Annotated in this window: 18 protein-coding genes; 5 read left to right on the plus strand and 13 right to left on the minus strand. The window is 44.6% G+C overall.

Translation table 11 applies throughout. The features are described from left to right. The first annotated feature begins 14 nt into the window (after positions 1-14). Positions 15-1,544 carry a DUF4270 domain-containing protein gene (locus tag BN161_RS00320; RefSeq protein ID WP_044262059.1) on the plus strand — a complete coding sequence of 510 codons (1,530 nt, stop codon included), beginning with the start codon at positions 15-17 and terminating at the stop codon, positions 1,542-1,544. Positions 1,545-1,641: 97 nt separating this feature from the next. On the opposite strand, the gene BN161_RS00325 is transcribed toward BN161_RS00320, so the two are convergent. From BN161_RS00325 to BN161_RS00335, 3 genes are read right to left on the minus strand one after another with little or no spacing between them, the layout of a single operon-like run. After that, complete coding sequence (locus BN161_RS00325) at positions 1,642-3,063, minus strand: glycoside hydrolase family 57 protein (RefSeq protein ID WP_044262061.1); 1,422 nt, start codon at positions 3,061-3,063, stop codon at positions 1,642-1,644. An 18-nt stretch (positions 3,064-3,081) separates the two neighbouring features. Beyond that, positions 3,082-4,353, minus strand: coding sequence for a glycosyltransferase family 4 protein (locus tag BN161_RS00330; protein ID WP_044262064.1), 1,272 nt, complete (start codon positions 4,351-4,353; stop codon positions 3,082-3,084). 14 nt (positions 4,354-4,367) lie between these two features. Then, a complete protein-coding gene (locus BN161_RS00335) occupies positions 4,368-6,308 on the minus strand; it encodes a glycogen debranching enzyme N-terminal domain-containing protein (RefSeq protein ID WP_044262066.1) in 1,941 nt (646 codons plus the stop codon). 192 nt (positions 6,309-6,500) lie between these two features. On the opposite strand from BN161_RS00335, the gene BN161_RS00340 reads away from it, so the two are divergent. Beyond that, entirely contained in the window at positions 6,501-7,217 is a 717-nt protein-coding gene (locus BN161_RS00340; RefSeq protein WP_044262067.1) for a rhomboid family intramembrane serine protease, read from the plus strand. A 152-nt stretch (positions 7,218-7,369) separates the two neighbouring features. Further along, positions 7,370-7,795 (plus strand): HU family DNA-binding protein, encoded by a 426-nt coding sequence (locus tag BN161_RS00345; RefSeq protein ID WP_074435076.1) that lies wholly within the window; start codon positions 7,370-7,372, stop codon positions 7,793-7,795. Positions 7,796-7,799: 4 nt separating this feature from the next. Here the strand turns inward: BN161_RS00345 and BN161_RS00350 are convergent, their stop codons facing one another. Continuing rightward, positions 7,800-8,396: a MarC family protein gene (locus tag BN161_RS00350; RefSeq protein WP_044262069.1), complete on the minus strand. Its 597-nt coding sequence runs from the start codon at positions 8,394-8,396 to the stop codon at positions 7,800-7,802. 174 nt (positions 8,397-8,570) lie between these two features. Between BN161_RS00350 and BN161_RS00355 the strand changes: the two genes are divergently transcribed. Further along, positions 8,571-9,236 carry a Crp/Fnr family transcriptional regulator gene (locus tag BN161_RS00355; protein ID WP_044262376.1) on the plus strand — a complete coding sequence of 222 codons (666 nt, stop codon included), beginning with the start codon at positions 8,571-8,573 and terminating at the stop codon, positions 9,234-9,236. 9 nt (positions 9,237-9,245) lie between these two features. Here the strand turns inward: BN161_RS00355 and BN161_RS00360 are convergent, their stop codons facing one another. From BN161_RS00360 to BN161_RS31120, 4 genes are all read right to left on the minus strand, one after another. Further along, entirely contained in the window at positions 9,246-10,523 is a 1,278-nt protein-coding gene (locus BN161_RS00360) for a rhamnogalacturonan acetylesterase (protein WP_044262071.1), read from the minus strand. A gap of 132 nt (positions 10,524-10,655) precedes the next feature. Beyond that, positions 10,656-11,783 (minus strand): glycoside hydrolase family 88/105 protein, encoded by a 1,128-nt coding sequence (locus BN161_RS00365; protein WP_044262377.1) that lies wholly within the window; start codon positions 11,781-11,783, stop codon positions 10,656-10,658. Positions 11,784-11,840: 57 nt separating this feature from the next. Then, complete coding sequence (locus BN161_RS00370) at positions 11,841-13,262, minus strand: rhamnogalacturonidase (protein ID WP_044262073.1); 1,422 nt, start codon at positions 13,260-13,262, stop codon at positions 11,841-11,843. Continuing rightward, on the minus strand, positions 13,259-13,429 hold the full coding sequence (locus BN161_RS31120; RefSeq protein ID WP_244436360.1) for a DUF4450 domain-containing protein: 171 nt from the start codon (positions 13,427-13,429) through the stop codon (positions 13,259-13,261). The genes BN161_RS00370 and BN161_RS31120 overlap by 4 nt, the downstream gene beginning before the upstream one ends. 390 nt (positions 13,430-13,819) lie before the next feature. Here BN161_RS31120 and BN161_RS00375 point away from each other — a divergent pair, with 390 nt between their 5' ends. After that, complete coding sequence (locus BN161_RS00375) at positions 13,820-15,898, plus strand: beta-galactosidase (RefSeq protein WP_044262074.1); 2,079 nt, start codon at positions 13,820-13,822, stop codon at positions 15,896-15,898. A gap of 92 nt (positions 15,899-15,990) precedes the next feature. Here the strand turns inward: BN161_RS00375 and BN161_RS00380 are convergent, their stop codons facing one another. From BN161_RS00380 to BN161_RS00400, 5 genes are all read right to left on the minus strand, one after another. Further along, on the minus strand, positions 15,991-16,953 hold the full coding sequence (locus tag BN161_RS00380) for a YncE family protein (protein WP_044262076.1): 963 nt from the start codon (positions 16,951-16,953) through the stop codon (positions 15,991-15,993). Positions 16,954-16,977: 24 nt separating this feature from the next. Then, positions 16,978-19,854, minus strand: a complete 2,877-nt coding sequence (locus tag BN161_RS00385; RefSeq protein ID WP_081743597.1) for a glycoside hydrolase family 2 protein — start codon at positions 19,852-19,854, stop codon at positions 16,978-16,980. 9 nt (positions 19,855-19,863) lie between these two features. Further along, the gene (locus tag BN161_RS00390; RefSeq protein WP_052356135.1) at positions 19,864-21,108 is read right to left on the minus strand and encodes a DUF362 domain-containing protein; all 1,245 of its coding nucleotides are present in this window, start codon (positions 21,106-21,108) and stop codon (positions 19,864-19,866) included. Positions 21,109-21,592: 484 nt separating this feature from the next. Beyond that, entirely contained in the window at positions 21,593-22,573 is a 981-nt protein-coding gene (locus BN161_RS00395) for a hypothetical protein (RefSeq protein ID WP_125910707.1), read from the minus strand. A 101-nt stretch (positions 22,574-22,674) separates the two neighbouring features. Next, positions 22,675-24,621, minus strand: a complete 1,947-nt coding sequence (locus BN161_RS00400) for a RagB/SusD family nutrient uptake outer membrane protein (RefSeq protein ID WP_044262078.1) — start codon at positions 24,619-24,621, stop codon at positions 22,675-22,677. Positions 24,622-24,640 lie beyond the last annotated feature (19 nt).

Consider the following 24,640-nt stretch of genomic DNA (forward strand, 5'->3'; position numbering starts at 1 on the left):
TAACAAAGAAAACTATGAAAGTGAAGTTTTTAGGCGCTCTGCTATTGACAGCAACCCTTACTTTCTTTGGTTGCGACGATAATACCGGTACATTAGGAATAGGAATGTTACCCGGCTCTGACGGTATTACCGCACTGACCACAGAATTTCCCGTCACTACACGTTCCGTTGTCGCTGACTCTGTATTTGCCAAAACCAGTACAGGTTATGTAGGGCGTTTTACAGATCCTCTTTTCGGATACTACGAAGCGAGTTTCCTGACTGAGTTGAACTGTATAGATGGCTTCAAATTCCCTGAAAAATATGATTTTGATAAAAAAACAGGGATTCTGACAGGCGATTCAATATCAGGTGCACGTTTAGTTGTTTTCTATTCCAGCTGGTTCGGAGATTCGCTGAATGCCTGCCGTATGAGTGCATACGAATTACAAGCCGAACTGGACCGTAACCGCTATACCAATATCGAACCGGCAGAATATTACAGACCGAAGGGTGCGCTACCCATATTATTAGGTCGCAGAGCCTATACAGCCTACGATACAAGCGTAACTGACGAAGAAAGAAACGCAACGGATGAATATGGCAACAAGACCTACTATCCAAGTGTGGTTTTTACGCTGGACAAGGACACTTATGGAAACAACTGGTTTAATCTTAGTAAAGAACATCCTGAATACTTCAAGAACTCTAAAGAGTTTATTAAAAATGTATTCAAAGGTGTGTATATCAAAAGTGACTATGGGGACGGAACAGTTCTTTACGTAGACCGCGTAGACTTACAAATGAGATATCACTTCTTTGTAATAGACACTGCTACCAACGTTCCTTACAAACGGAAGCAATCAGGTTTTGAGGGTCAGGACTCTACCGCTTACACTTGGCGGACTGAGTTTGCTTCTACTAAAGAAGTAATCCAGGCCAATCAGTTCCTTAATTCGGATAAAATCAAAAAACTTGCTGCAGAAGGCGAACATACTTATATTAAATCTCCTGCCGGAATCTTCACAGAGGCTGAATTACCTTATGATAAAATCTACCAGGAATTATCCAATGACACACTGAATGCGGTGAAACTGACATTCACCAATTACAATAAGCAAGACAGTCCATATGAGTTCAGCATGAGTGCTCCAAGCAATGTTTTGCTATTACGCAAAGTAGACTTCAAGAGTTTCTTCGAAGAAAACAAATTGCCGGACAACATCACGTCTTACACCGTAAAGCATAATAATGTGGCAACCAATCAGTACACATTTAATAATATTGCCCGTTTAGTTACTACTTGCATTCAAGGAAAAGATGCCGCAATGAAAAAAGCCAAAGAAGAAGCAGGCGATAAATGGAATCAGGAAGAATGGGAAAAAGACTGGAGTACTGTATATCTGATGCCTGTTTCAGTCACCTATGACACTACAAGTTCCAGTACTTCCAGTACAATGACAGGTATCCAAAGCGTTCTCCAACCCGGATATGCTAAATTGAAAGGCGGTCCACAAGGTGAAGCTCTGAAATTGGAAGTAACTTATACAACATTCAATAAATAAACTTCTCCTCAAAATAAGTAAAGGTACAAAAAAGCCTTCCGTTCTGTTTGAACGGAAGGCTTTTTATTTGTGATGTATTTTCTCCTAAGAAGAAAAACTACTTGACAGTTTCCTTCTTGGTTGTTGTTACTTTCTTCGCAGCAGGTTTCTTTTCAGCTGTTTTCTTTGTAGCAGCAGGAGTTTTAGCTTTGGCAGTAGCAGCTTTAGCCTTTGCCTCAGCAGTCTTTTCTTTTTCCAGTTTAGCCTGCAACTTTTCCACCTCTTTGTGTAATTCGTCTATCTCGTCACCCTGATTCTTGATAGTCGTCAGCAAGGCATTCAGTTCCTCATTATCTATATCCATCGGATAAAGAGATTCTACCCGCTTGATGAAATCACCTAAAACATTCATATAGTTAGTAAAAGCATCATAAGGAGACTCATAGATTCCCCTGTTCAAGCTAATACCACTATTCTTCGTCGTCATGAACCGGAAGTTATTGCTTGCCTGCAAATAATCCCAATCCTGCTTGATGCGACGATCATCGGATAAATGAACGCGTTCGGCAATACTATACAATTTATTGAAAGCTTCACGCTGCATGCTGTTACCCAGCCAGCAACTGGTATCTCTCTCCTCATCTACCCAGGACATTGGATACGGAACATCCAGTTGAGATACAGATTTCAATTTAGTGATAACCTCCGTCGGTGTAGAGAAAGTAATACCTTTATCCTTTGCACAAGCAGGCAACGCTTTCAGGAATTCCAGTATGTTGGAAGAAAGCGGCTGTGACATTCCCAATGCACTAAGTTCCATAAAGATGTTGATGACCTGTTCTTCTTGTGGCAGAGCATCAATCCAACCAATATACTTATCGGCAAACAGTGGATATTCATTCCATTCGGAATTAGAGAAGCGCAAACTGATATCATCTGAAAGCTTGAAATCACGCAACAACAGTTTCAGGTTCTGGTTATAGCTGCAATGATACACATAGTGCGGACTCTTCCATCCTAAAATATGTTTTGCACCTTCAGTCAGCATACCCTTAAAGCCCATACTTGCCACCAATCCTCCTATTTCATCAGAGTAAATCAGACTGGAGTTACGGAATACTTTCGGTGCTTTACCGAACATTTGTTTCATCTTAGCACTCTGACGCTTCACTTCTTCCTTGAAACAATCTTCATTTGCCAAAGAAGAAAGGCCGTGAGAGTAAGGTTCGGCCAAGAACTCGCAACAACCTGTATCATTCAACTGATGTAGCAGGTCAATCACAGCCGGCGCGTGGATTTCCAATTGTTCCAAAGCAACACCGGAAATAGACAAAGCCACCTTGAATGCACCGCCGGAGTTTTTCGCCATCTCAATGAGGGCGCTCAATGCCGGAATATAGGAACGTTCGGCAACTTCGTTGATACTGTATTCGTTGGCATAATCATCATAATAATAATGATTCGTACCTATATCAAAGAAACGATAGCGTTTCAGGTGAATGATTTGATGAATCTCAAAATAAAGACAGATCGTTCTCATATCTATATTGTTTTATTGTTATCTATTATATTGTTTAATGACCTCTTCGTAGATGCGGCGCACTTTCAGTCCCACATCTTCCCACTTAATGGCATCCACTTCCTTTTTACCTTCGTCGCGCAAGTACTCGTAAAGGGCAGGATAAGTACAGATAGCATAAATAGCATCTGCCATAGCGTGAATGTCCCAGTAATCAGTCTTGATACACTTATCTAATATCTCGGCACAACCGGATTGTTTAGAGATAATGGTAGGTACACTACATTGCATAGCCTCCAAAGGAGAAATACCAAAGGGCTCGGAAACAGATGGCATGATATACACATCACTCGCCTTCAACATTTCGTATACCTGGCTTCCTTTCATGAAACCGGGGAAATGGAAGCGGTCGGCAATACCGCGTTCGGCTACCAAACGAATCATCTGGTTCATCATATCACCATTGCCCGCCATTACGAAACGGATGTTACGAGTACGGTGCAATACCATTGCAGCAGCTTCTACGAAATACTCAGGTCCTTTTTGCATAGTGATACGGCCTAAGAAAGTCACCACCTTTTCATTCGGTTTCTTCTGCGGTACGATATCCTGTATTTCCTGCGGAAGCGGAGAAACTGCATTATGCACGGTAGATACCTTGCGTGGATCCTGGAAATACTTATGAATAACCGTTTGACGAGTCAGCTCGCTCACACACATAATGTGATCGGCATGGTCCATTCCATTCTTCTCAATGGCATACACAGTAGGATTCACATTACCACGGCTACGGTCGAAGTCGGTGGCATGCACATGGATTACCAACGGTTTGCCTGATACCTGTTTGGCATGAATACCTGCAGGATAGGTCAGCCAGTCGTGTGAGTGGATGATCTCAAACTCCTGCTGGCGTGCCACCACACCGGCCACAATGGAATAGTTATTGATCTCTTCGTGCAAGTTGGCCGGATAACGGCCGGAAAACTCGATACAACCGAGATCATTGATATGCAAATAATTGAAATCGGCATAAATATGATCACGTAAATCATAATAGAGTTGGGGGTTCATGTAAGAACCTACACGTCCCTGAACATAATCCCAATTTACATCACGCCACACTACCGGAGTGCTATTCATGCCTATGATACGCAAGAAGCTCTGGTCTTCATCGCCCCATGGCCTTGGAATACAGAAAGTAATTTCCATATCTTCCTGCTGGGACATTCCCTTCGTCAGACCGTAGCTGGCAGTTCCCAAGCCACCTAAGATATGCGGGGGGAACTCCCATCCAAACATTAAAACTTTCATTTTCGTTCCTCCTCTTATAAATTATACTTAGACAACAATTTCAAGATGCGCAGTATTTCGGCCACATTCATGGCAAAAGACACTGCACCGCGACCTCTGAACGGTGGATTACCATCGAAGAGCTCGGGGAGCGAACCGATACAATGACTCGTCATCTCATCTTCAAAACCAATCAGATAACGCTCCACGAATGATACACCGCTCATCTTGTAAATACGCAGGTACGCCTCCATGTAGAAGCCCATAAGCCACGGCCAGGCCGTACCCTGGTGATAAGCATAATCTCTCTGAATCTGAGGACCGACATAGTTCGGATTATATCCTCCACTCTTCGGACTGAGAGTACGCAATCCTTTCGGGGTAAGCAACTCTTTCGTCACGATATCAAGCACCTGCTTTTTCTGTGCCCGGTCCAGCGGAGAATAATCAAAGGCAACGGTAAATATCATATTGGGACGGACGCTCCAGTCCATCATAAACCCATCTACATAATCGAACAGATAGCCGCTCTCATTGCGGAAAATCTCTACAAAGGATTTCCCGGTTATTTCGGCCTGGGCATCCAGTTCATCTGCCAACTGGACATTGCCGGCTTCACGAACCAGGTCGGCAATGAAGCGAAGTGCGTTATACCACAAAGAGTTCACTTCTACAATGTATCCCGTACGCGGAGTTACAGGACGGCCATTCACCGTAGAATTCATCCAAGTGATAGCCTTCTCCGTCCCGTTGGCATACAATAGGCCATTTTCGTGCAAGAAGAGATTAACATGTTTACGGCTACGGATATAGTCCATGATATCTTCCAGCAAACGACCGTATTTCTGGCGGCATTGTTCACGTGAGGTCTCCTTAGCATACTGCTGCAAAGCCCATACAGCCCACAACAATACATCCGGATCTTCCATCTCATATATTTTATAACTCGATGGTTCTCCACTGATAAACTCCCGTATAGCCTTTTCTGCAGTCACCATAACATCTTCGAACTCATCCTGTTCATTTACTGCCAGCGTCAGGCCGGGCAAAGATATGAACAAATCGCGGGCGCGGCACTTGAACCAGGGATATCCTGCCAACACATAGTGGTTGTCACCCTGCTTGTTGTGGAACTGGTGTGCCGAGTTCACCAGGCAGTGATAGAAACTGTCGCGCGGCGTACGGTCTTCCACTTCCGCTTCAAATGTCTGTTTCAATTTACGCGGGGAAATCTCAGAGATACCGGCAGAGAAAACAATACTCTCACCTTTCTTTATATCCACTTCGAAATATCCGGGAACATACAAGTCTTCATTAAAACTATATCCACGTTCCTGTTCTTTAGGATACTCGATGCCACGATACCAATCCGGCTGATAGTGAAACTCATTCTTCTTGTTCAGTTGCATGAAGAGCTCGGGATAGCCGGGATACATACAAGTTTTTATACCGTTCTCTATCAACTGGTAGTCGCGGTTTGCCTGTGGATTTTCGTGCGTATATTCGCGCACACTGCGAAATGCCAGGAAAGGACGGAAACGAAGTGTGGTTGCCGAATGGGCATCGACCAAGGTATAACGAATTAAAATTCTGTTTTCATGGTGTACAAAGATCTTTTCTTTGCGAAGAATAACTCCTCCTACACGGTAAGTTGTCGCCGGGATATGCTCGCAGTCAAATTCGCGGATATACTTATGTCCATTCGGACTAAAGTGATTTCCCTGATATTTATGCAACCCCAGATTAAACTCCGCACCGTGCTGAATTACCGTTTCATCCAAAGAAGATAGCAGCACATGATTTTCATCGTCGAGATTGGGGACGGGAATCACCAACAGTCCGTGATATTTGCGTGTGTTACAATCTACAATCGTTGTACAATGATAGGCTCCTGATTTATTTGTCCGAAGTATCTCCCTTGGTAAAGATTCTTCCAGATTGATCATCAGAGTCTTGTCAAATCGTAAATAACTCATAGTTGTGCATTATTTAAAGGTTAATTGTTCAGGCATCATGCTCCATACCTCGCCTACTATGTCTGCGGGTATGGTAGTGATGCCCAAAAATACAAATTAAAGACAATACGCAAAATAAAAAGTTCATTTATTTTCGTTTTTTACTTAAATATTCGTAGCATTGTACCAAAATAACAGAAACCTGTACGAAACATGAAGCATGATATGCGCCGGATAGCTCTGGCAGCGGTTATACCGTTATTCCTTATTTTTATTCTTTACTTGCTAAAGTTCCTTGAAGCCGGCATGGATTGGGACTTCAGGAGATTGGGCGTATACCCTATGGAACAAAGAGGAGTATTCGGCATTTTCGCACACCCGCTTGTACATGGCAGTTGGAGGCATTTACTGGCAAATACATTACCGCTACTCTTCCTGATGTGGTGCTTGTTCTACTTCTACCGGCACATCGCCTCTTATATATTCTTTGCCATCTGGATAGGATGCGGTGCACTCACCTTTCTTATAGGTAAGCCGGGATGGCACATCGGAGCCAGTGGAATCATCTACGGCCTTGCATTCTTTCTATTCTTCAGCGGCATCCTGCGAAAGCACGTTCCGCTGATTGCCATCTCCCTATTGGTTACCTTTCTTTATGGCGGGCTTATCTGGAATATGTTCCCATTCTTTGCCAAAGAAACCACTTCCTGGGAAGGACACCTGAGCGGAGCCATAGCCGGCACAATATGCGCCATTGCATTCATGGGATACGGGCCTCAACGACCGGACCCGTTTGCAAACGAAGACGATGAAGAAGAAGAAACACTTGATGAAGAGCATGGAGAAGAACCTGACGAAAACGAAGAAAATGAGGAAGCGACGGAAGTAGAAACAAAAGATAATTTCAGAAATATAGCCAGCATCCCTTGATATATACCCGAATAGTGCTACCTTTGCGACAAAGGTATAAATCATCCCACATGATTTCCATAATCATCCCGCATGATTCCTATAATCATCCCACATGATTTATACTTGAGTCATAGGCTTATCCGGGCAGAGTCCGGACATCCGCCCGGCTCATGTACTATAAAAGGAGGAATGAAAAAATGGCATTTTACAAGAAACAAAAGCAAAAAGGAAAATGGTATCCACGGGCGGTGACGAAAGGCCGTCCATATACGACTGATGATGTGGCCGAACGCCTCTCCCTGCTTTCCACCGTCAGCCGGGGAGACACGTATGCCGTATTGGCAAACTTGAGTTATGTATTGTCCGGCATGCTGAGTAGCGGCCGGTCGGTGCGCCTGATGGGAATCGGGACGTTCTACTACACTTGCCAGGCCATCGGTCAGGGCGTGGATACTCCTGAAGAAGTATCGCCCAGCCAGATCACTTCTGTAAAGGTGCGCTTCATCCCCGAATATACGCGTGGACAAAGCAAACAGGTGACGAGCAAACCGCTCATCGACCCGCATCTGGAATGGATTAACGTGGAAGATGTATAAATGCCTATTTATGGAGCGCTTCTACCAGCAAAGTAATATTCGCCATAAACAGCCTTACGGAAATGGCCAATAGAATGATGCCGAAGAATTTACGGATGATGTAAATACCGCCTTTGCCCAGGAAGCGTTCCACGCGCCCGGTCATGCTAACTACAAAATACACCCAGAGCATATTCAGCACCAAGGCAATGATGATATTAACGCTGGCGTATTCCGCACGAAGAGAAAGCAATGTAGTAAAAGCGCCTGCACCTGCCAGCAACGGGAAAACCAGCGGCACTAAAGTAGCCTCCTTAATGGGTCCCTGATTCTTGAATATCTCTATATCCAGAATCATCTCCAGAGACATCAGGAAAATAACGAATGCACCCGCAACGGCAAACGACTCAATATCCACATGAAACAACTTTAACATCATATCCCCTGCATAGAAAAAGCCTATCAATAATACAAAAGATATTAACGTAGCTTTCAGCGCGTTCACATCCTTTCCCTTTTCCTTCAAATTGATAATGATAGGAATAGAACCAATGATATCGATAACTGCGAACAGTACGATAAAAGCACTGATCATTTGTTGTAAATTGAATGCTGCCAACATGTATCCCTCCTTTTTTTGCAAAGATAATCGATTTTTATGCATTCCGCAAGATTTAACCACCTGAATGAATAGCACATTTAAGAAATAATAAAAAAAACAAAAAGAGAGGCAAAGTGTTTACGGTAAATAGCTATTATGCCTACATTTGTTTTCAAACAAGAAGTTGATAAAGATATGGAAACGATGTATGACACCCTGCTCCAATTGCCACTGTTTCAAGGACTCGCCCATGAGGACTTCACCAATATATTGGGAAAAGTAAAATTACATTTCACCAAGCATAAGGCGGGCGAAATCTTAGTTAAAAAAGGTACAGCATGTGTACAGTTGGTATTTATCCTAAACGGGGAAATCGCTTCATCCACCTCATCCACAGATAATTCTTACACCTTTACGGAGTTCTTTCAGGCTCCTTACCTGATCGAGCCCCAATCCTTGTTCGGTATGAATACATCTTATGTATCTACTCACGTAGCCCATACAGAAGTGCATACCGTAACTATCAATAAAGCATTTGTGATGAACAATTTGTTCAGCTACGAAATCTTCCGACTCAACTATATGAATATTATCAGTAACCGGGCACAAACCTGCTACAATCGTTTGTGGACGGAAGTTCCGGAAAAACTTGAAGCACGTATCACCGATTTCATACTCTCACACACTGAACGTCCCTCGGGAGAAAAGATACTGAAAATAAAGATGGAGGAACTTGCCAATGCCATTAATGACACACGCCTGAGTGTATCGAAAGCATTGAATGGCATGCAGGAAAAAGGGTTACTTGAGCTACACCGAGGCGAAATAGTGATTCCGGACTTAGAAAGATTGATCCCCTAAAAGCCTTCTTTAGTTACCGTCCGGCTTTTCCACTTCCGTAAACGGAATGTCATTCCATTTAAAAGAGTCGCGGTTATCCGGCTGTGACGGGTTATATCCTTGGTAATCTGCTCTCAGGAACTTCACAACAGGCAATCCGGCTTTCTTCATACCTTCAATTACACATTTAGCAATCTGATAGGCTCCATACGGATTAAAATGGGTATTATCCGCCAATGGTCTATCCTGTCCGGGATAAGTATTTGCCGGATAGTGCACAAAAGCATGTTTAGACTCCTCCACTCCCATAGACTCATACAAGACACGTGTCATAGCATGCAGGTCTATTAAAGGTATATTTTCCTTTTCTGCCAACCAACGTACTGCATCGGGAAAATCGAGATGGGTATCCTTAATCTTTCCGTTTTCATCAAAACTACGTCTTTGGGTAGGAGTTACCAATACAGGTTGAGCACCACGGGCACGAGCTTCATCTACAAAAGTTTTCAGACTTGTCATAAAAGAGTAAAAAGCACCTTTACCAGGACCTTTCTGCTTTTGGTCGTTGTGGCCGAACTCCATAAAGATATAATCGCCCGGTTTCATTTGCGTCAGAGCTTTCTTTAAGCGACCGGCACCAATGAAAGTATTGGCGGATTCGCCAGACTCAGCATAATTTGCAAAGCAAATGCTATCTGTAAAAAAGCGCGGCACCATCTGTCCCCAGCTGGCCCAGGGTTCATTGTCCTGATCGACTACAGTAGAGTTGCCACATAGGAAGATCGTAGGAACATTTTCCACGCGCTCAATAATCAGTTCTGTTAACCGGGGAGCATCTCCGTTGAATTCTAAAGTCAGTTTATCATCCCAGTTCAGTTTGCCACGTTCACGCAGCTTGATGCGTACGTCTTCTTTGTCGGAGATATGTATATCACGCTTATTTATAGTGAAGGAACAGGGCAGTAATTCCCCTTTTTTCGTTTTCACGTTCTCATAAAAGAGACGGCGTGATTCTCCACGAAGTGTTGTTTCTCCTGCATTGCGTTTGCTGCCGACAATAGCCGTAACACGATAATCCCCATCCGGTACGGCTACAGAAAAGAAGAAAGGAGCCTTACTCTTTCCGTCAGGGGAAGGACATAAGTCATATCCATAGCCTTTTGCCTGATCATACCGGTCGGCGGATGTAATCTTGAGATATCCGTCCTTCACTTTTTTACCGGAAGTAAAGTCGAACTTATAACTTTGTGCTCCCGCACCGGAAGCAAACAAGAATCCTAAAATTAACAATGTAAAAATTCGTCTCATATCTCTTTCGTTTTATGTTAGTTACTCAATTTATTATGCAAAGAAAAAGAAAAGGAACGACTTCACAGTCCCTCCTTCCCCCTAATTGACTTTTTAATCAATTATACTATAATCTATGAAATCTGTTACTAATTAATTTAATTTATACACTTCGGTTCCTGCCAACAGGAAGCAGCCGATACCATAATCCTCAAAATCAGGTATTTTATCATAAGCCACCGGCTGACCGTCTTTAGGTTCCTTTCCTGTTCCCTGTACATAGCCCAAACAACCGTTTGGATGAACAGCATCCCGTACCATTGCATTCCAGGCTTTCAACAATACGGGGAGGTATTCTTTCTTATCCAATAACCCATTGCGTACGCCCCAGGCCATTCCATAAACAAATAAAGCCGTACCACTCGTTTCTTTACCGCCAAAGTTTGTTTCATCATGCAAGCTCGCATTCCAGAAACCATCTTTACGCTGACACTTCTTGATTGCCTTACTCATAACCAGGAAGTCATTGATGTAATCTGCACGATGCAGCTCATTTGCCGGTAATTCTTCCAACACCCGCACCAATGCGGCATACGCCCAGCCATTACCACGGCTCCAATAGCAATCTTCTCCATTCGGTTCTTTATAGGGCGGAACAAAGTCATGATCTCTCCACCACAGTCCGTCTTTAGGATTGAACAAACCATTCTTGGCATACTCGTTGCGGGTATAGCTATATAATTCCCACATCTTATCAGTATATTTCTGCTCTCCTGTCAATTTGCCCAGTTTGGCATAAACAGGCATTGCCATTTGTATGGCATCTACCCACCACCAATCGTTTACCTGCGGAGTATTAACCACCATATCGATATTAATCTTGATATTCTTAATCATCTCCGGATTGGGGCAAATATTATACAAATCGATATAAACCTGTCCGCAACACTGGTCATCGGCATTACGGGTAATATTCCCGTTGCGCATTCCCCATTTATGATAATCAGCCCACTGATAAGCATAATTATAATAATCTTCCCGTGGAAAAATGGAATGCAGCGCCATCAATCCCTCATAATATACTCCCCGCGTCCAGATATTACTGGGGCGAATAATACCATTATAAGACGGCGTACGATAATCTGCATACTTCTTCATGAAGTAATCATTCACTTTTACCAAAGTTTTAAGTGTCTCTTTCCTGTCGGGTAATCCTTGTGCACTGACACTCCCGCAAATGAGACTCATAAAGAGGAAAACTCCTATCAATTTCTTTTTCATGATGTGGTTATTACTCATTAATACTGTTCTATATCTTAATCTACCTATTGTTTCACACTAATTATTGTACCCTTCACCATCCACGGTTATATTCCGGTACACCACTCTCTCGGCGTCATCCGTCACAAACAAAGGACGTCCATCCGGCTGTTTATAATGGAAATGTACATTATCCAGCGTCACTCCCTGTGCATGACGGATATAAAAACCTTTTGCCGGAATAATGCCGAACATCCATGGTTCCGGATAAGTCTTCTCATTCTCAGGCGGAATACGCTTGCCATCTTCTGCCGTATAGCCTCCCTGATGATAAATATGGATATTGCTGAAAGTTACATCCTCGATCCATGCTCCCGGCACCCCACTGATAATGGAAGAATAACGTGAATCGGCATTGAATACATTGACATTACTGATAAGAATACGCTTCATTGAACCTACCGGAGTCCCTTCGGGGCTACGCATACGTTTGCCAAGGCGCAGGAAGAAAGGGGCATTCACAATATCCCGCATTGTGATATTGCTGATAACAATATCTTCCAACTGGCCGCCATCCACCGTTTCAAGGGCAAGGCCGCGGCAACGCTCAAAGATACAGTTCGTAATAGCAATGTTCTTGAAGCCGCCACTGGACTCAGTGCCCAACTTTATACGTCCTGTTACATAGCCGTGATCGGGCGCCTGCGGTTCATCGCGCTGCCATGTGGCATCCAGCATCGTTCCACGGTCATAACCGGTAACATAGCAATCGGAAATCGTCACATTCTCCGTGTCCCTGAAACTTCCGAGGGCGTAGGATGCCTTCAATACAATAGCGTCATCCCACGGACTGTTGACACTACATCCCATTATGCGGACATTCTTACAGCAATCTATATCGAATCCGTCACGGTTGGTATCCACTTTCAGGTTGATAATGCTCAGATTATCAACTCCGGTGGCCAACAAGGCAAAATGCCCGCAACGCAACATAGAGAAATCTTTCAGTGTGATATTTTTGCAAAGCTTCAGGCTGATAGCCTTATTTCCCACTCCCGGCAAACGACTTTCTTCACGAGTCAACCCACGGCCATAGATCAGTCCGGAACCGCTAATAGTCACATCCTCTATACCGATTCCCCAGATCAGGGAGTTTTTCCAATGGCTATGACCAAAGTCCTGATAACGGTTATGTTCGTTCGGCTCAGCCTCATCATATCCACCCTCCGGAGTAGGCGATGCCGCTATGATGCGTGCACCTTGTTCCAGATAAAGATGAACATGGCTGGCAAGCCGTATGGAATAACAGGCATACTCTCCGGCAGGGATATACACCGTTCCACCTCCCTCACCGGCCGCCGCAGAGATGGCGCGGTTGATGGCGGGTGAATCAATGGTCACCCCGTCGGCCCTGGCTCCATAATCTTTCACATTATGGATGGACGCCTGCATCAGCAACACCCAGCAACAAACCGATATGAACACAACCAAACGTTTCATCTCTTATTTTCTTTTAGAAATAGTTCCGGTAACATAAAGTAATTATAATCCGCCTTGGCATTCTGTTTATAGAAACAGAAGTAACAATTCTCTTGCGCAGTCCAGGAGTAGAAACCGGGAAGTACAGGAGCTTCTGTTTTCTTTCCCGAAGTAACCCGCAACCCCATACTTTCGCCATAATATACAGTGACAGCGTTTTCTTCAAACTACATTCATCCAACCAACGGCTTTCATCACCTGCTACTATTCCGAGTCGGAAAGTACCCGCCCCTTTAGACAAACAGAAAGGAAGCACCTGTGCTTTCACTTCCATCAGCGCAAGGACTAACAATAATAATATCGTGATGCTTCTTCTCATAGTATCCAGTAATTCCGTTAATCAATTCATGTTGCGAAAATAGGCCATTTCACAGTTTCAATAAATGGAAACATGTACATTTACATGGAAATTCATCTAAAAGAGTCCTATTTTGCAGGAAATTGCATTATTTTCCATAGGCTCTTTTTCCTGAGTCACTTACCTTTGCGTACATATAAATCCAACAAGAAAAACATCCATGAAAAAGCAAATCTTCACCCTACTTTGTGCATGCCTGATGAGCGGAATGCTCTTTGCACAATCAACATGGTTCAATGACAAAGACCTCACCCTGACCGGTGTTTACTACTATCCCGAACATTGGGACGAAAGCCAATGGGAACGTGACTTCAAGCAGATGCATGACTTAGGTTTTGAGTTCACCCACTTTGCCGAGTTTGCCTGGGCGCAACTGGAACCGGAAGAGGGTAAATATGACTTCGCCTGGCTGGACAAGGCAGTCGCTTTGGCAGACAAGTACAAACTAAAAGTAGTGATGTGTACTTCTACCGCTACCCCACCCGTCTGGTTAAGTCGTAAATATCCTGAAATCCTGATTAAGTATGAAGATGGTACAGTCCTCGACCACGGTGCCCGCCAACATGCATCATTCGCCTCTCCACGGTATCGGGAGCTCGCCTACAAGATGATAGAGAAGTTGGCACAACATTATGGCAATGATCCCCGCATCGTAGGCTGGCAGCTTGATAACGAGCCTGCCGTACAGTTTGATTATAATGAGGCGGCAGAAGTAGCATTCCGCAATTTCCTGAAAAACAAGTATCACAATACTATCAAAGAACTGAATGATGCCTGGGGCACTGCTTTCTGGAGTGAAGTTTATTCGACCTTTGACGAAATCACCCTCCCCAAGACTGCCCAGATGTTTATGAATCATCACCAAATACTGGATTACCGACGCTTTGCCGCCGGACAAACCAATGACTTCCTGAACGAGCAATGCCTGCTGATTAAGAAGCATGCCCGCAACCAATGGGTTACCACCAATTATATCCCTAACTATGATGAAGGCCATATCGGTGGAAGTCCCGACCTTGACTTTGCGAGCTATACCCGCTACATGGTTTATGGTGACAATGAAGGCATCGGCCGTCGCGGATACCGCGTGGGCAACCCGTTACGCATCGCCTTTGCCAACGATTTCTTCCGCCCCGTACAAGGAACTTACGGAGTAATGGAACTCCAACCGGGGCAAGTAAACTGGGGAGGCATCAACCCGCAACCCCTGCCCGGAGCCGTGCACTTGTGGCTGTGGAGTGTTTTTGCCGGTGGAAGCGATTTCACATGTACCTACCGCTACCGCCAGCCACTCTACGGAACAGAGCAATACCACTACGGCATCGTAAACACAGACGGCACCACCGTCACCCCCGGTGGACGGGAATTTGAACAATTCATGAAAGAAATCAAGCAACTGCGCACTCAAGCAAAGGCCCGTGAGGTTAAGCCAACCGATTACCAGGCACGCCGCACCGCCATCCTTTTCAACCACGAGAACGCATGGAGCATCGAGCGACAGAAACAGAACCGCACCTGGAACACAATGGCTCACATCGAGAAGTACTATCGCGCCCTGAAAAGCTTCGGTGCCCCGGTGGACATCATCAATGAGAGTAAAGACTTGTCGCAATATCCGGTAGTGATTGCCCCTGCCTATCAAATGGCAGACAAAATTCTAGTGGATCGCTGGACCGAATACGTAAAACAGGGCGGAAACCTGGTGCTGACCTGCCGTACCGCACAAAAAGACCGTTACGGCCGTCTACCCGAAGCTCCTTTCGGCTCCATGATTGACGAACTGACAGGCAATGAAATGGAATTCTACGACCTCCTCCTCCCCGAAGAACCGGGAAAATATGTCGTGGACGGCAAAGAATACACATGGAATACTTGGGGGGAGATACTGAAACCGGGCAAGGACTGCCGGACATGGGGAAAGTATATCGAAGAATTCTATGAAGGAAAGCCCGCAATCAGCACCCGCAGACTGGGCAAAGGCAGCATCACGTATGTAGGCATCGACAGCACGGACGGCACTTTGGAAAGGGATGTACTGAAAAAGCTATATGCCGAGTTGAGCATCCCCGTCATGGACCTACCCTACGGCGTGACAATGGAGTATCGCAACGGACTGGGCATCGTACTTAATTACAGCGACAAGCCTTACTCGTTCGCACTTCCGGCAGGAGCGAAAGTCCTAATAGGAGCAACAGATATTCCTACAACAGGCGTATTGGTGTTCGCCATAAAGCAATAGACAGACGTTATTATTATCGCAGATACTTAAACAGGCAGATAAAGTTGAATCTTTACCTGCCTGTTTTTATAATCGCTGATTGAAACGAAACATTATCTATTTATATCTCCAAAGAAGCATTTATTTCTGTCAACCACCTCGGATAATAACTGGATAGTAGTAGAAGGTCCCAAATCAGGCGCATTCCAAGCGCACAACTGAGATACCACCTTACCCTCTGGGGTCAACTCTACAGCTTGTAACGGCGGATTCTTCCTGTCTACTTCCACCTTATTCCATTCATTGAACCAATTGTTCACAATCGTATTCCCGTTAGCCAGGCGAACAGCTTTCTGCGGACTCGTGATGTGATATTCCGGAGTCTGTTTCAAAGCGATGTTCCAAACTTCCTTTTGATTCCGATCCAGCTCACACACATATCCTTTATTGCTGACTACCAAGATGTTTCCGTTCTTCAACTCAACAACAGACCACGGGGCCGGTATCTTCCACTCTTGGATCACCTTACCATGACTGTCATACTCAGTAACTACTCCCATGCACATGTTGGCAAGCAACAACGTGCCGCGTGGGGTAAGCCGGGCATTGCGGAACTGCCCATGTACAGAAGACGATGGATTGACAGGCACCTCAAATTCGCGTACAATCTTCCGGGTAGAAATCTGCATCACGACAACTTTACCCGGCTTCCCATTCTGTACATATACAATATGGTCTTTGCCGATGGGCTGTACTGTATGGATCTCCATACCTTGCGGAGCCTCCATGCTCCACAACACTTCTTTCCGCGAATTAATTTCCGTAATGCCATACTGGTGCGCAAACAGTACATTGCCGTCATTCAAGAGTATGGCATCGCTGATTTCACCTTTACCTTCAGAATTGAAATACTCCCACACGACAGTTCCACTTTTCACTATAAACATACGTTTCTGCTTGCTCTGACCTGCATAAAAAAAATCAAATTTACCAAGCATATCTTGTGCATACACCGGAACCAAAAATAAGGAACTCAGTAATAACAATAAGGATTTGAAACAAATAATCTTCTTCATATTAATAGTATTTATAGGTAACACTTATCGAAAATCGAAGCCAAGATTGATACAGAACCCTTCGTCGCCTTTCTTGATTCTGACATTTGACGGCTGGCTGCGAGGTCCCATTTGGGATAATGGTTTATAGGAACGCATAGCGGGAATTTCCAGCAAGAATGAAATGTCACCATCGGGAAATACTTCCATCGTATTGTCCTTCCCTATATTCAATGGCTCTCTGGGAGTGAACAAGTGCAGATACAATCCGTCCGTACCGCTATATATGGTTACGGGACTCTTATCCGATTCTATTTCCGCCCAATACAGATCTGCATGATATCCCTTGAACTCCGGATAGATCAGCGGTCCGGCACCTTCTCCATATTCACCGGTAATGGTATTATTATACGATTTCCGGTGGATATTAAACTGCGTACCTTTCACCCGGTTCTTCCAAACCCGATAAGGGCCACGTCCCAGCCAACTGATGCCACATGCCTGCTCCTCCGGATAAGAAAAAGTAACGCCTAAATTCTTCGCTCCACCATCATCCACAAATTTACCCTTGAAACGCTTGCCATGCTCACTGTTGAGCAGCACCGCCCTCATGGTAAGAATGCCGGCAGGAGTCATGCGCCATGCAATGCTGTCTATTCCTCCCCGATATTGGGCCACAAAGAGCGCATCATCACCATCTTTCCGCCCATGGCAACCTATGAATTCCGCTTTCATACCTACCGGGCGCGGACCATTGTTAAAAGCCGTCTCACGCCCATTGCTCATTACTCGCAGAAGAAGTCCCGTCTGATTATCAAACGTTGCCTCTACCCCGGCAGCCGACAGTTTGGTACATCCATTCTGCATATCAATATCTGCACTTTTCCCTTCCGGCTGTTGCGGCAATTGCCCGGCAAGATAGTCCTCTGCCCGCTTGATGGGGGCAGACCATTGGCACACCACGTTGCCTAAATGATCGATGGCAGAAAGTTGCAATACATCGCAATCAAAGAAACCTTCGGGCAACCGGAAGCTCGCCTTGGCCTTTTCACCGGGATCGATTGAAGGCAACGCGACTTCCCCTTCATAAACAAGCATAGCCGCAAGATTTTCTTTCTCCCTTAGCGGTGAGGGAGCTTTATAAATGCTGTATTTCATACGGCAGTCCTTCAGATTGGTGTACAAGAAAGCATTCTCCACCATCACCTTTCCATCGAACGACGGAGTAACGTGCAGTCCCTCAATCTTGATGGGCGACCATACCTCACGCACCGTAAAGAAACTACCCTCCTTTTCACGATGGGCGCCAACGATGCCGTCAGGACCGTTCCGCCCGTCGCTGTCCAACATTCCTCCCTTGTCCGTGCGCTTCACGGCCTCATCCACATAGCACCACAAGTAGCCTCCGGCAAAAAGAGGATTGCGCGTATAGCTTTCCCAAAAATCATCCAGCCCGGCACCATGTCCCCTATCATACAATCCATGCAGGAACTCTGTAGGCATAAACACATTGTGTCCGTTGCCCAATCTGTACGGACCGGTCTGATAGGCCGGATAATGATTGGTATCCAGTCCGTCATAATCCGCCCACGGATGGATGACATGACGTTTCTGTGGGTCATAGTCGGCAAAAAGGCTATCCACACGGGCATTCCATCCCCCTTCATTGCCATTGCTCCACAGGTAGATGCAAGGATGATTCACATCTCTGGCAATCATCTCCTTTAGTTGCTTCCGGGCAGTAGTGTCATCGTAGCATGTTTGCCAACCCGGCAACTCGTCAATGTACAGCAATCCCAGCGAGTCGCACACATCGAGGAAATGATTGTCAGGCGGATAGTGCGAACGCACAGCATTCATATTCATTTCTTTGATAAGCAGCGCATCCTGTATGCTTAACGCTTTCGAAGTGGTACGCCCGCTTTCCGGAGCAAACGAATGGCGGTTCGTACCTTTGGCAATAATACGGGTATCATTCAGGTACAATCCGTCGTGACGTCGGAAATCAACGGTACGAAAACCGATGCGTTCACTCATCGTATGCAGCGCTTCACCTGTCTTCGAAAGCAAGGTAAACGTCAGATTGTAAAGATAAGGATGTTCAGGATCCCACGGTTTGATGTCGTCCCATTGCGTCCGGACGGTCTGCACATCCGCTGCCGCCAAGTCCATTGTCCGGATTTGCTTGTCTGCCTCCGGCACCTGCCCTCCATTCATCAGCGAAGGTGCTTCGGCAAGTTCCATCCTCAGTTTGTTACCGGATTTTATGCCCTCTACATGCAACTCCGCACTCAACGAGCCATCCATACGCGGATGCAACGCAACACGTTTAATGTGCGTGTCAGGAACCGCTTTCAGATAGACCGGACGGTAGATGCCGCCAAAAAGCCACCAGTCCGCCTTACGCTCTGCCGAGTTGACCGACGCATTGGCAGATTCCTTGCTGACCGTGACTTCCAACTTATTCTTCTTACCGATGCTGACAATGTCCGTCACCTCGTATTCAAACCGGCAGAACCCACCTTGATGAACAGCACCCGCACTGTACCCGTTTATCTTTACATCAGTGTCGGTCATCGCACCTTCGAATACGATATAAACCCGTTTTCCTTTCCAATCCCCGGGCAGCTTGAAGGAAGTACGGTATTCTCCGATCTCGCTTCCCGGTTTCTTGCCGGGAGTCAGATAATATCGTCCGTAAGTATAAGTTCCATATCCTTGCAGTTCCCAGCAAGAGGGCACTGCAATCTTCCCCCATTTTCCGGAGTTCATTCCGTCGCTACAGCGAAAGTCCCATGTACGTGTATTGTCTGCCCCCATACCCGAAAGATAAAGGAGTTCAGTCTGTTGGGCAGCCGCACTGCCCACTCCCGCCGACGTTGCCATGCTTAATGCTATTGCAATGATTGTGCTTTTCTTCATAACGCTTTCTTATTTCAACTGAATATAAACCAAATCGAGCTTGGTATATTTACGTTCCTGCGCATTGTTCCAATGCTCCATCAATCCCAAGGGGCGGGTCAGCGGCTTTCCGTCTTGTTCGGGATCGTATACCGTACCGCTCACCGGATTAGGAATGGTGGTTGCTTCGCGCAGATATTCATCACAATAGTTAAAGCTGCCGAACTCCGGCCACTCGCCTATCAGCATATCCATTCCCACCGCATCGCAAGCCGGTTCGTCCTGCGATACAAGAATAGAACAGCACCAGTCGTTGTTAAAAGGAGGTTTCTGCCATTTGGGAGATGGCTTTCCGTTTACATCTCTGGAGCCATACGTACCGTCCACCAAGAAAAGCAGCGTTTTCTGCCCCAAGTCCTTGTGCCCGATAAAATCCACAAAAGCCTTGTAGCCGGGCTTGCCGTGACGCTTGTCCGCACTGAAGTTATTGTGCGCATTGTTGCGCCAGAACAGCGATATATCCGTAGCTCCATACCAGTTTTTGGATGTCAGCGTCACTCCGGGACCTTTGTGAGTCTTCAGCAACGCCGAATTTATCAGATAATCGGCATCTACGATACATTTGGCAAGTCCGCGTGCCAGCTTGCCGTTATTTGCCGAATACTTGATCTGTTCCGGATAATATTCGCATTTCTGCCTGCCGTTGCCTCCTATGTTGTCGATAAACACCACACGGGGAAATTCACGGTGACACTTATTGTATATACTGTCGGTGATGGCACGGCTGGGTTCGCAAAGAATAATATCCTCTTCCGCCACTCCGGCATCATTGACCAAGCTCCGCACCAACGCCAACGTAATGAAAGGGGACGAGTTCAGGTCTATGGTGTCCCGATGGGTAATGGCATTGTTCATATTGAGCTTGATTGCAATTTTTTCTCCCCGTCTATATCCCCTGCGCTCACCTTTATGAGTCTTGTTGAACCAACCAAACAATGCTTTCCAAGCCTTTCGCGGATTTCTCTCCCCTGCCAGCCGGATTACAGCCTCACGTATCATGGCATCAGCCTTCGCCTGCGAGTTCCAGCGATCTTCTACCCACAGCCCGGTTTCACCGTCCCATTGAGCCACGCCCGGATGATGCACCCAAACTACACGCCCGGGATGAATACCTTTTCCTTCGCCCAATGGCTGATTAGGGCCTACAAATAACTTCGGCTGGGCTTGTACCAGCGTTGCCAAGCATAGCAACAGCAGCAATAACAGATTCTTCATTCCATGTTCAATATTTAAGTATGTCCTTATACTAATGGACACAAAGATAGAGAGGAGGAAGATAAAATGGAATGGAATGACATCCAATTATATGCGTTATTGTACAACCACAGCTTTACATTTCATTTACTCCTCGATGTAAAAGCCGTTACTGTCTTAGCCTGATATAGGTAGGCACATTTACAAACTAATAAATGTATCTACCGATATCAGGCTAAGACAAAAACATAATGTCGGTTAGAAGCAGTTTATCAACGATATCAGTAGACGATTCTTTAGAATATTGTATTGAGCCGATAGTCATTTCTACCGAAGTCATGCTGATGAGGAGTAGACGCAACTAACTCATTCATTATTTTCCGGCTGAACGGAGTGAATCTTAGCAAAAAAGAGATTGCCTCTCTTATTAATGGAGAGACAATCTCTATAAAAACGATCTAACCTAAAGCTAAAACCTACCACATATTCTTTCTGCGATTAGGACTTACAACCAACCTTGGTTATATTCATTATAGTCTACATTTACATCGTCGCCACATACGACATTGTTCTTATACATCAACTGAACATGATATGGGGGAGTAGTATCATAATCAAAGCCTCCTTCTCCCTCATAGAATAATTCATTTGTCTGGAAATAGACGGTTTTGCTACCACCAGCCGGAATCATCACACTTGTAACAGAAGATGTAGCATTAGAGTTATTCAAAAACATATAAGTAGCTTTAGAATATGGCGTTACATTCCATTCCGAATGTTGAATGGCAAAATCTGTTGCTAAGCATGTCTGTCCTTCGTTACTATCATTTGTCAAGACCACTTCCATCAGAAAACAACCATCTGAAATAAGTGTATAACTATGTCCCATACCACCTTCAACATTGAAATAGTTCAGTTCTTTTAACTCACCGCCGATATCATAACTACCTTTTGTCCATTCTGCACTTAGAACAGACGTAGATGGATTGGATGGAGTAGGTGGAGTAGGTGGATTGGATGGAATAGATGGTCCTGATGGTCTATCCCATGGATAAGTATCCATATTCTCAAGTCCTACAATATCCATAGTTCCTGAATAATTATAGCCTACATACATTACATTGGAAATAATGTAACCATTTGTTGCTATATTCTCTCCCAATGTAGAATTCTCATCACAAAAATATTTCGCTCCTACAGGAACTCGCGCAAAAACCACATCCTCCTGCCAACCATTTGTATACCATACCCTGCACTGTATCTCCACCGGTTTATCCAAAGGAACATCCGATGAACCAACCAGTTCATAATCCAGCATATAGTCATCATCATTCCATACCATATAGCATTCATCTATAAAAGTGAACGCATTGCTACTTGCAGAACGTGTCCGCACACCATCATTCTCTCCCAGAATCACATCCTGTTGTTGGCAAGAAGTAAACAATGCCATTAGAACTAACAAAAAGCCTACAATTTTTTTCATAACAATTTTGCTTAAATTGAGTTTCCTGAAAAGGCTGCTTTACAACAAATCAAGCACCATCATAAAGCAGCCTTTCTTAAATTATAAACTATACATGGTTATTAGTAGCCGGGATTCTGCATATTAGCTTTCTGCTCATTATTAAGAAGACTGCCGCCACTAGTCACCCCGTCAATGAATGTTTGTGGAATAGGACGAAGCAAGTATTTATTAGTGCCCTGATCAAGTGTCAACTGTTCTGCTGCGTTATCTTTATTGTAAGGAATAGTACGTACATGCAATGTTTTGGTACGTGACAAGTCTTCCCAACGGAGGAACTCACCACACAATTCACGCGTACGTTCGTTTAAGATGAAGTGCAAGAACTTTTCTGCCTTGGTAGTCGCTCCAAAGACAGAATATGAAATACCTGCATCAGAGTTTGCTTCAAAAGTTGTTTCTGTAATCATCATCGCATCATGGGTTGAACTTGTTGTTCCCTCGGGTATACCAGTTGACTCATAATAAGTATTTCCACTGAAATATTCAGTAGAAGCTTGGTTACGATAGTGTCCTCTGTCCTCGCCGCTACGGTATGCTGCACGCCCACGTAAAAGATTGATATAATTTACAGCACTTGCATAATCTCCCTTTCTCCCATAGGCTTCTGCCACAATAAGATAAGTTTCACCTATACGTGCAAGAAATCCATCACGCGTTCCGTTAACATCATTTTGATTACCGGTACGATGCGGGTCAAGATATTTGTCCAAACCCGCAAACTGAGAAACATTGAAATTGGTTGAGCCGTCAGCAAAATCACGTACCCAATAATTAGGGAATGTAGTGCTGCTATATATGCCTGAATCAAATCGTTTATCTGTTTTATCATTCACAATGATTCTGATACCATCGGTGGAACCAACCACATGTTTTTGTGTCTGCCCATTGATATCTACTGCATCCGCAGCTTTGGTAGATTTGTATAATGTGCGGAATGATTTCCAAAACCTGGAATCATTTTCACGGTCAAATACATCATAAGTATATTCTGTAGGACGGCAACGCTGGTAAGGACGACCATACTGTATGACACGTGTCATACCTGTAATATTGTTTTCATAACGAGGCAGATAATAAAGGGGAGTACGATTACAGAGGCGATTTTTCTTTTCATCGTCATTAGAGAATTGAGCAGCAAGGATAATTTCGGAACATTGTTCCGCGGCACCGTTAGGTCCTTCTTCCAAAAAGTTCCACATATCATGGTAATCTTCCACTAAAGCGCGGTCTGTACCATCTTCCTTGTTAATCACCTTCAAGCCGTAAGCGATAGCATTATCAAGATCAGTAGACTCGGTAATATCTGCATGACGTTCACTGGCACGGAACAGATATGCTTTAGCCAAGAAATGATAGGCAGCAGCTTTTGTTACATGTCCGTCAGAGGACGTTGCAGGAAGCATCTCACCTGCTTTTTTCAAATCTTCTATAATCTGTGTGAAGCACTCACCTTCCGTAGCTCTTGTAAATTCCGTTTCTACACCGTTAGATGGTGTCAGTCTCAATACCACTCCACCATATTGGTTAACCAATCTGAAATAATGATATGCACGGAAAAAATATCCTTCGCCCATATACTGGTTATAACGGCTATCAGAGGGAGAAAGAATAGCTTCTGTTTTCTGTAAAACCATATTTGCCGTATTGATATGTCCATACAATGTATCCCACCAAAAGGACAAACCACTAAAAAATTGTTTGGGATCTACGGCTGTAATACCTGTATAATCATTCATAAAGCGGTAGTCTGTACCACCTCCTGCCTGAAATTCATCTGTACCAAAATTAGTCATACCATACGCATGTTCTTCACTATAATAATGGCGCAAACCTTCGTAGACAGCTATTTCCAATGCATCAAGCCCCTCGGGTGTATCGAAATATTGAGTAGTTAATGTACTGACCATCTTTTCTTCAAGAAAACTGTCGGAACAAGATGTATTTAAGCTTATGATAGAAGCACTTAGCAGACCACCATAAATTAATGTATATAATTTCTTATTCATAGTTCTTTCTGTATAATTA

It is taken from the genome of Bacteroides timonensis (assembly GCF_000513195.1).
In the GTDB taxonomy this organism is placed as follows: Bacteria; Bacteroidota; Bacteroidia; order Bacteroidales; family Bacteroidaceae; genus Bacteroides; species Bacteroides timonensis.

Bases quoted from the DNA above. Each gene is read 5' to 3' on its own strand.
- BN161_RS00350 (WP_044262069.1), bottom strand. From the start codon at position 8,396: ATGTTGGCAGCATTCAATTTACAACAAATGATCAGTGCTTTTATCGTA.
- BN161_RS00390 (WP_052356135.1), bottom strand. From the start codon at position 21,108: ATGAAGAATCTGTTATTGCTGCTGTTGCTATGCTTGGCAACGCTGGTA.
- BN161_RS00375 (WP_044262074.1), top strand. From the start codon at position 13,820: ATGAAAAAGCAAATCTTCACCCTACTTTGTGCATGCCTGATGAGCGGA.
- BN161_RS00355 (WP_044262376.1), top strand. From the start codon at position 8,571: ATGGAAACGATGTATGACACCCTGCTCCAATTGCCACTGTTTCAAGGA.
- BN161_RS31120 (WP_244436360.1), bottom strand. From the start codon at position 13,429: ATGGGGTTGCGGGTTACTTCGGGAAAGAAAACAGAAGCTCCTGTACTT.
- BN161_RS00365 (WP_044262377.1), bottom strand. From the start codon at position 11,783: ATGAAAAAGAAATTGATAGGAGTTTTCCTCTTTATGAGTCTCATTTGC.
- BN161_RS00325 (WP_044262061.1), bottom strand. From the start codon at position 3,063: ATGAGAACGATCTGTCTTTATTTTGAGATTCATCAAATCATTCACCTG.
- BN161_RS00345 (WP_074435076.1), top strand. From the start codon at position 7,370: ATGTACTATAAAAGGAGGAATGAAAAAATGGCATTTTACAAGAAACAA.
- BN161_RS00395 (WP_125910707.1), bottom strand. From the start codon at position 22,573: ATGAAAAAAATTGTAGGCTTTTTGTTAGTTCTAATGGCATTGTTTACT.
- BN161_RS00370 (WP_044262073.1), bottom strand. From the start codon at position 13,262: ATGAAACGTTTGGTTGTGTTCATATCGGTTTGTTGCTGGGTGTTGCTG.
- BN161_RS00335 (WP_044262066.1), bottom strand. From the start codon at position 6,308: ATGAGTTATTTACGATTTGACAAGACTCTGATGATCAATCTGGAAGAA.
- BN161_RS00385 (WP_081743597.1), bottom strand. From the start codon at position 19,854: ATGAAGAAAAGCACAATCATTGCAATAGCATTAAGCATGGCAACGTCG.
- BN161_RS00320 (WP_044262059.1), top strand. From the start codon at position 15: ATGAAAGTGAAGTTTTTAGGCGCTCTGCTATTGACAGCAACCCTTACT.
- BN161_RS00330 (WP_044262064.1), bottom strand. From the start codon at position 4,353: ATGAAAGTTTTAATGTTTGGATGGGAGTTCCCCCCGCATATCTTAGGT.
- BN161_RS00380 (WP_044262076.1), bottom strand. From the start codon at position 16,953: ATGAAGAAGATTATTTGTTTCAAATCCTTATTGTTATTACTGAGTTCC.
- BN161_RS00360 (WP_044262071.1), bottom strand. From the start codon at position 10,523: ATGAGACGAATTTTTACATTGTTAATTTTAGGATTCTTGTTTGCTTCC.
- BN161_RS00340 (WP_044262067.1), top strand. From the start codon at position 6,501: ATGAAGCATGATATGCGCCGGATAGCTCTGGCAGCGGTTATACCGTTA.
- BN161_RS00400 (WP_044262078.1), bottom strand. From the start codon at position 24,621: ATGAATAAGAAATTATATACATTAATTTATGGTGGTCTGCTAAGTGCT.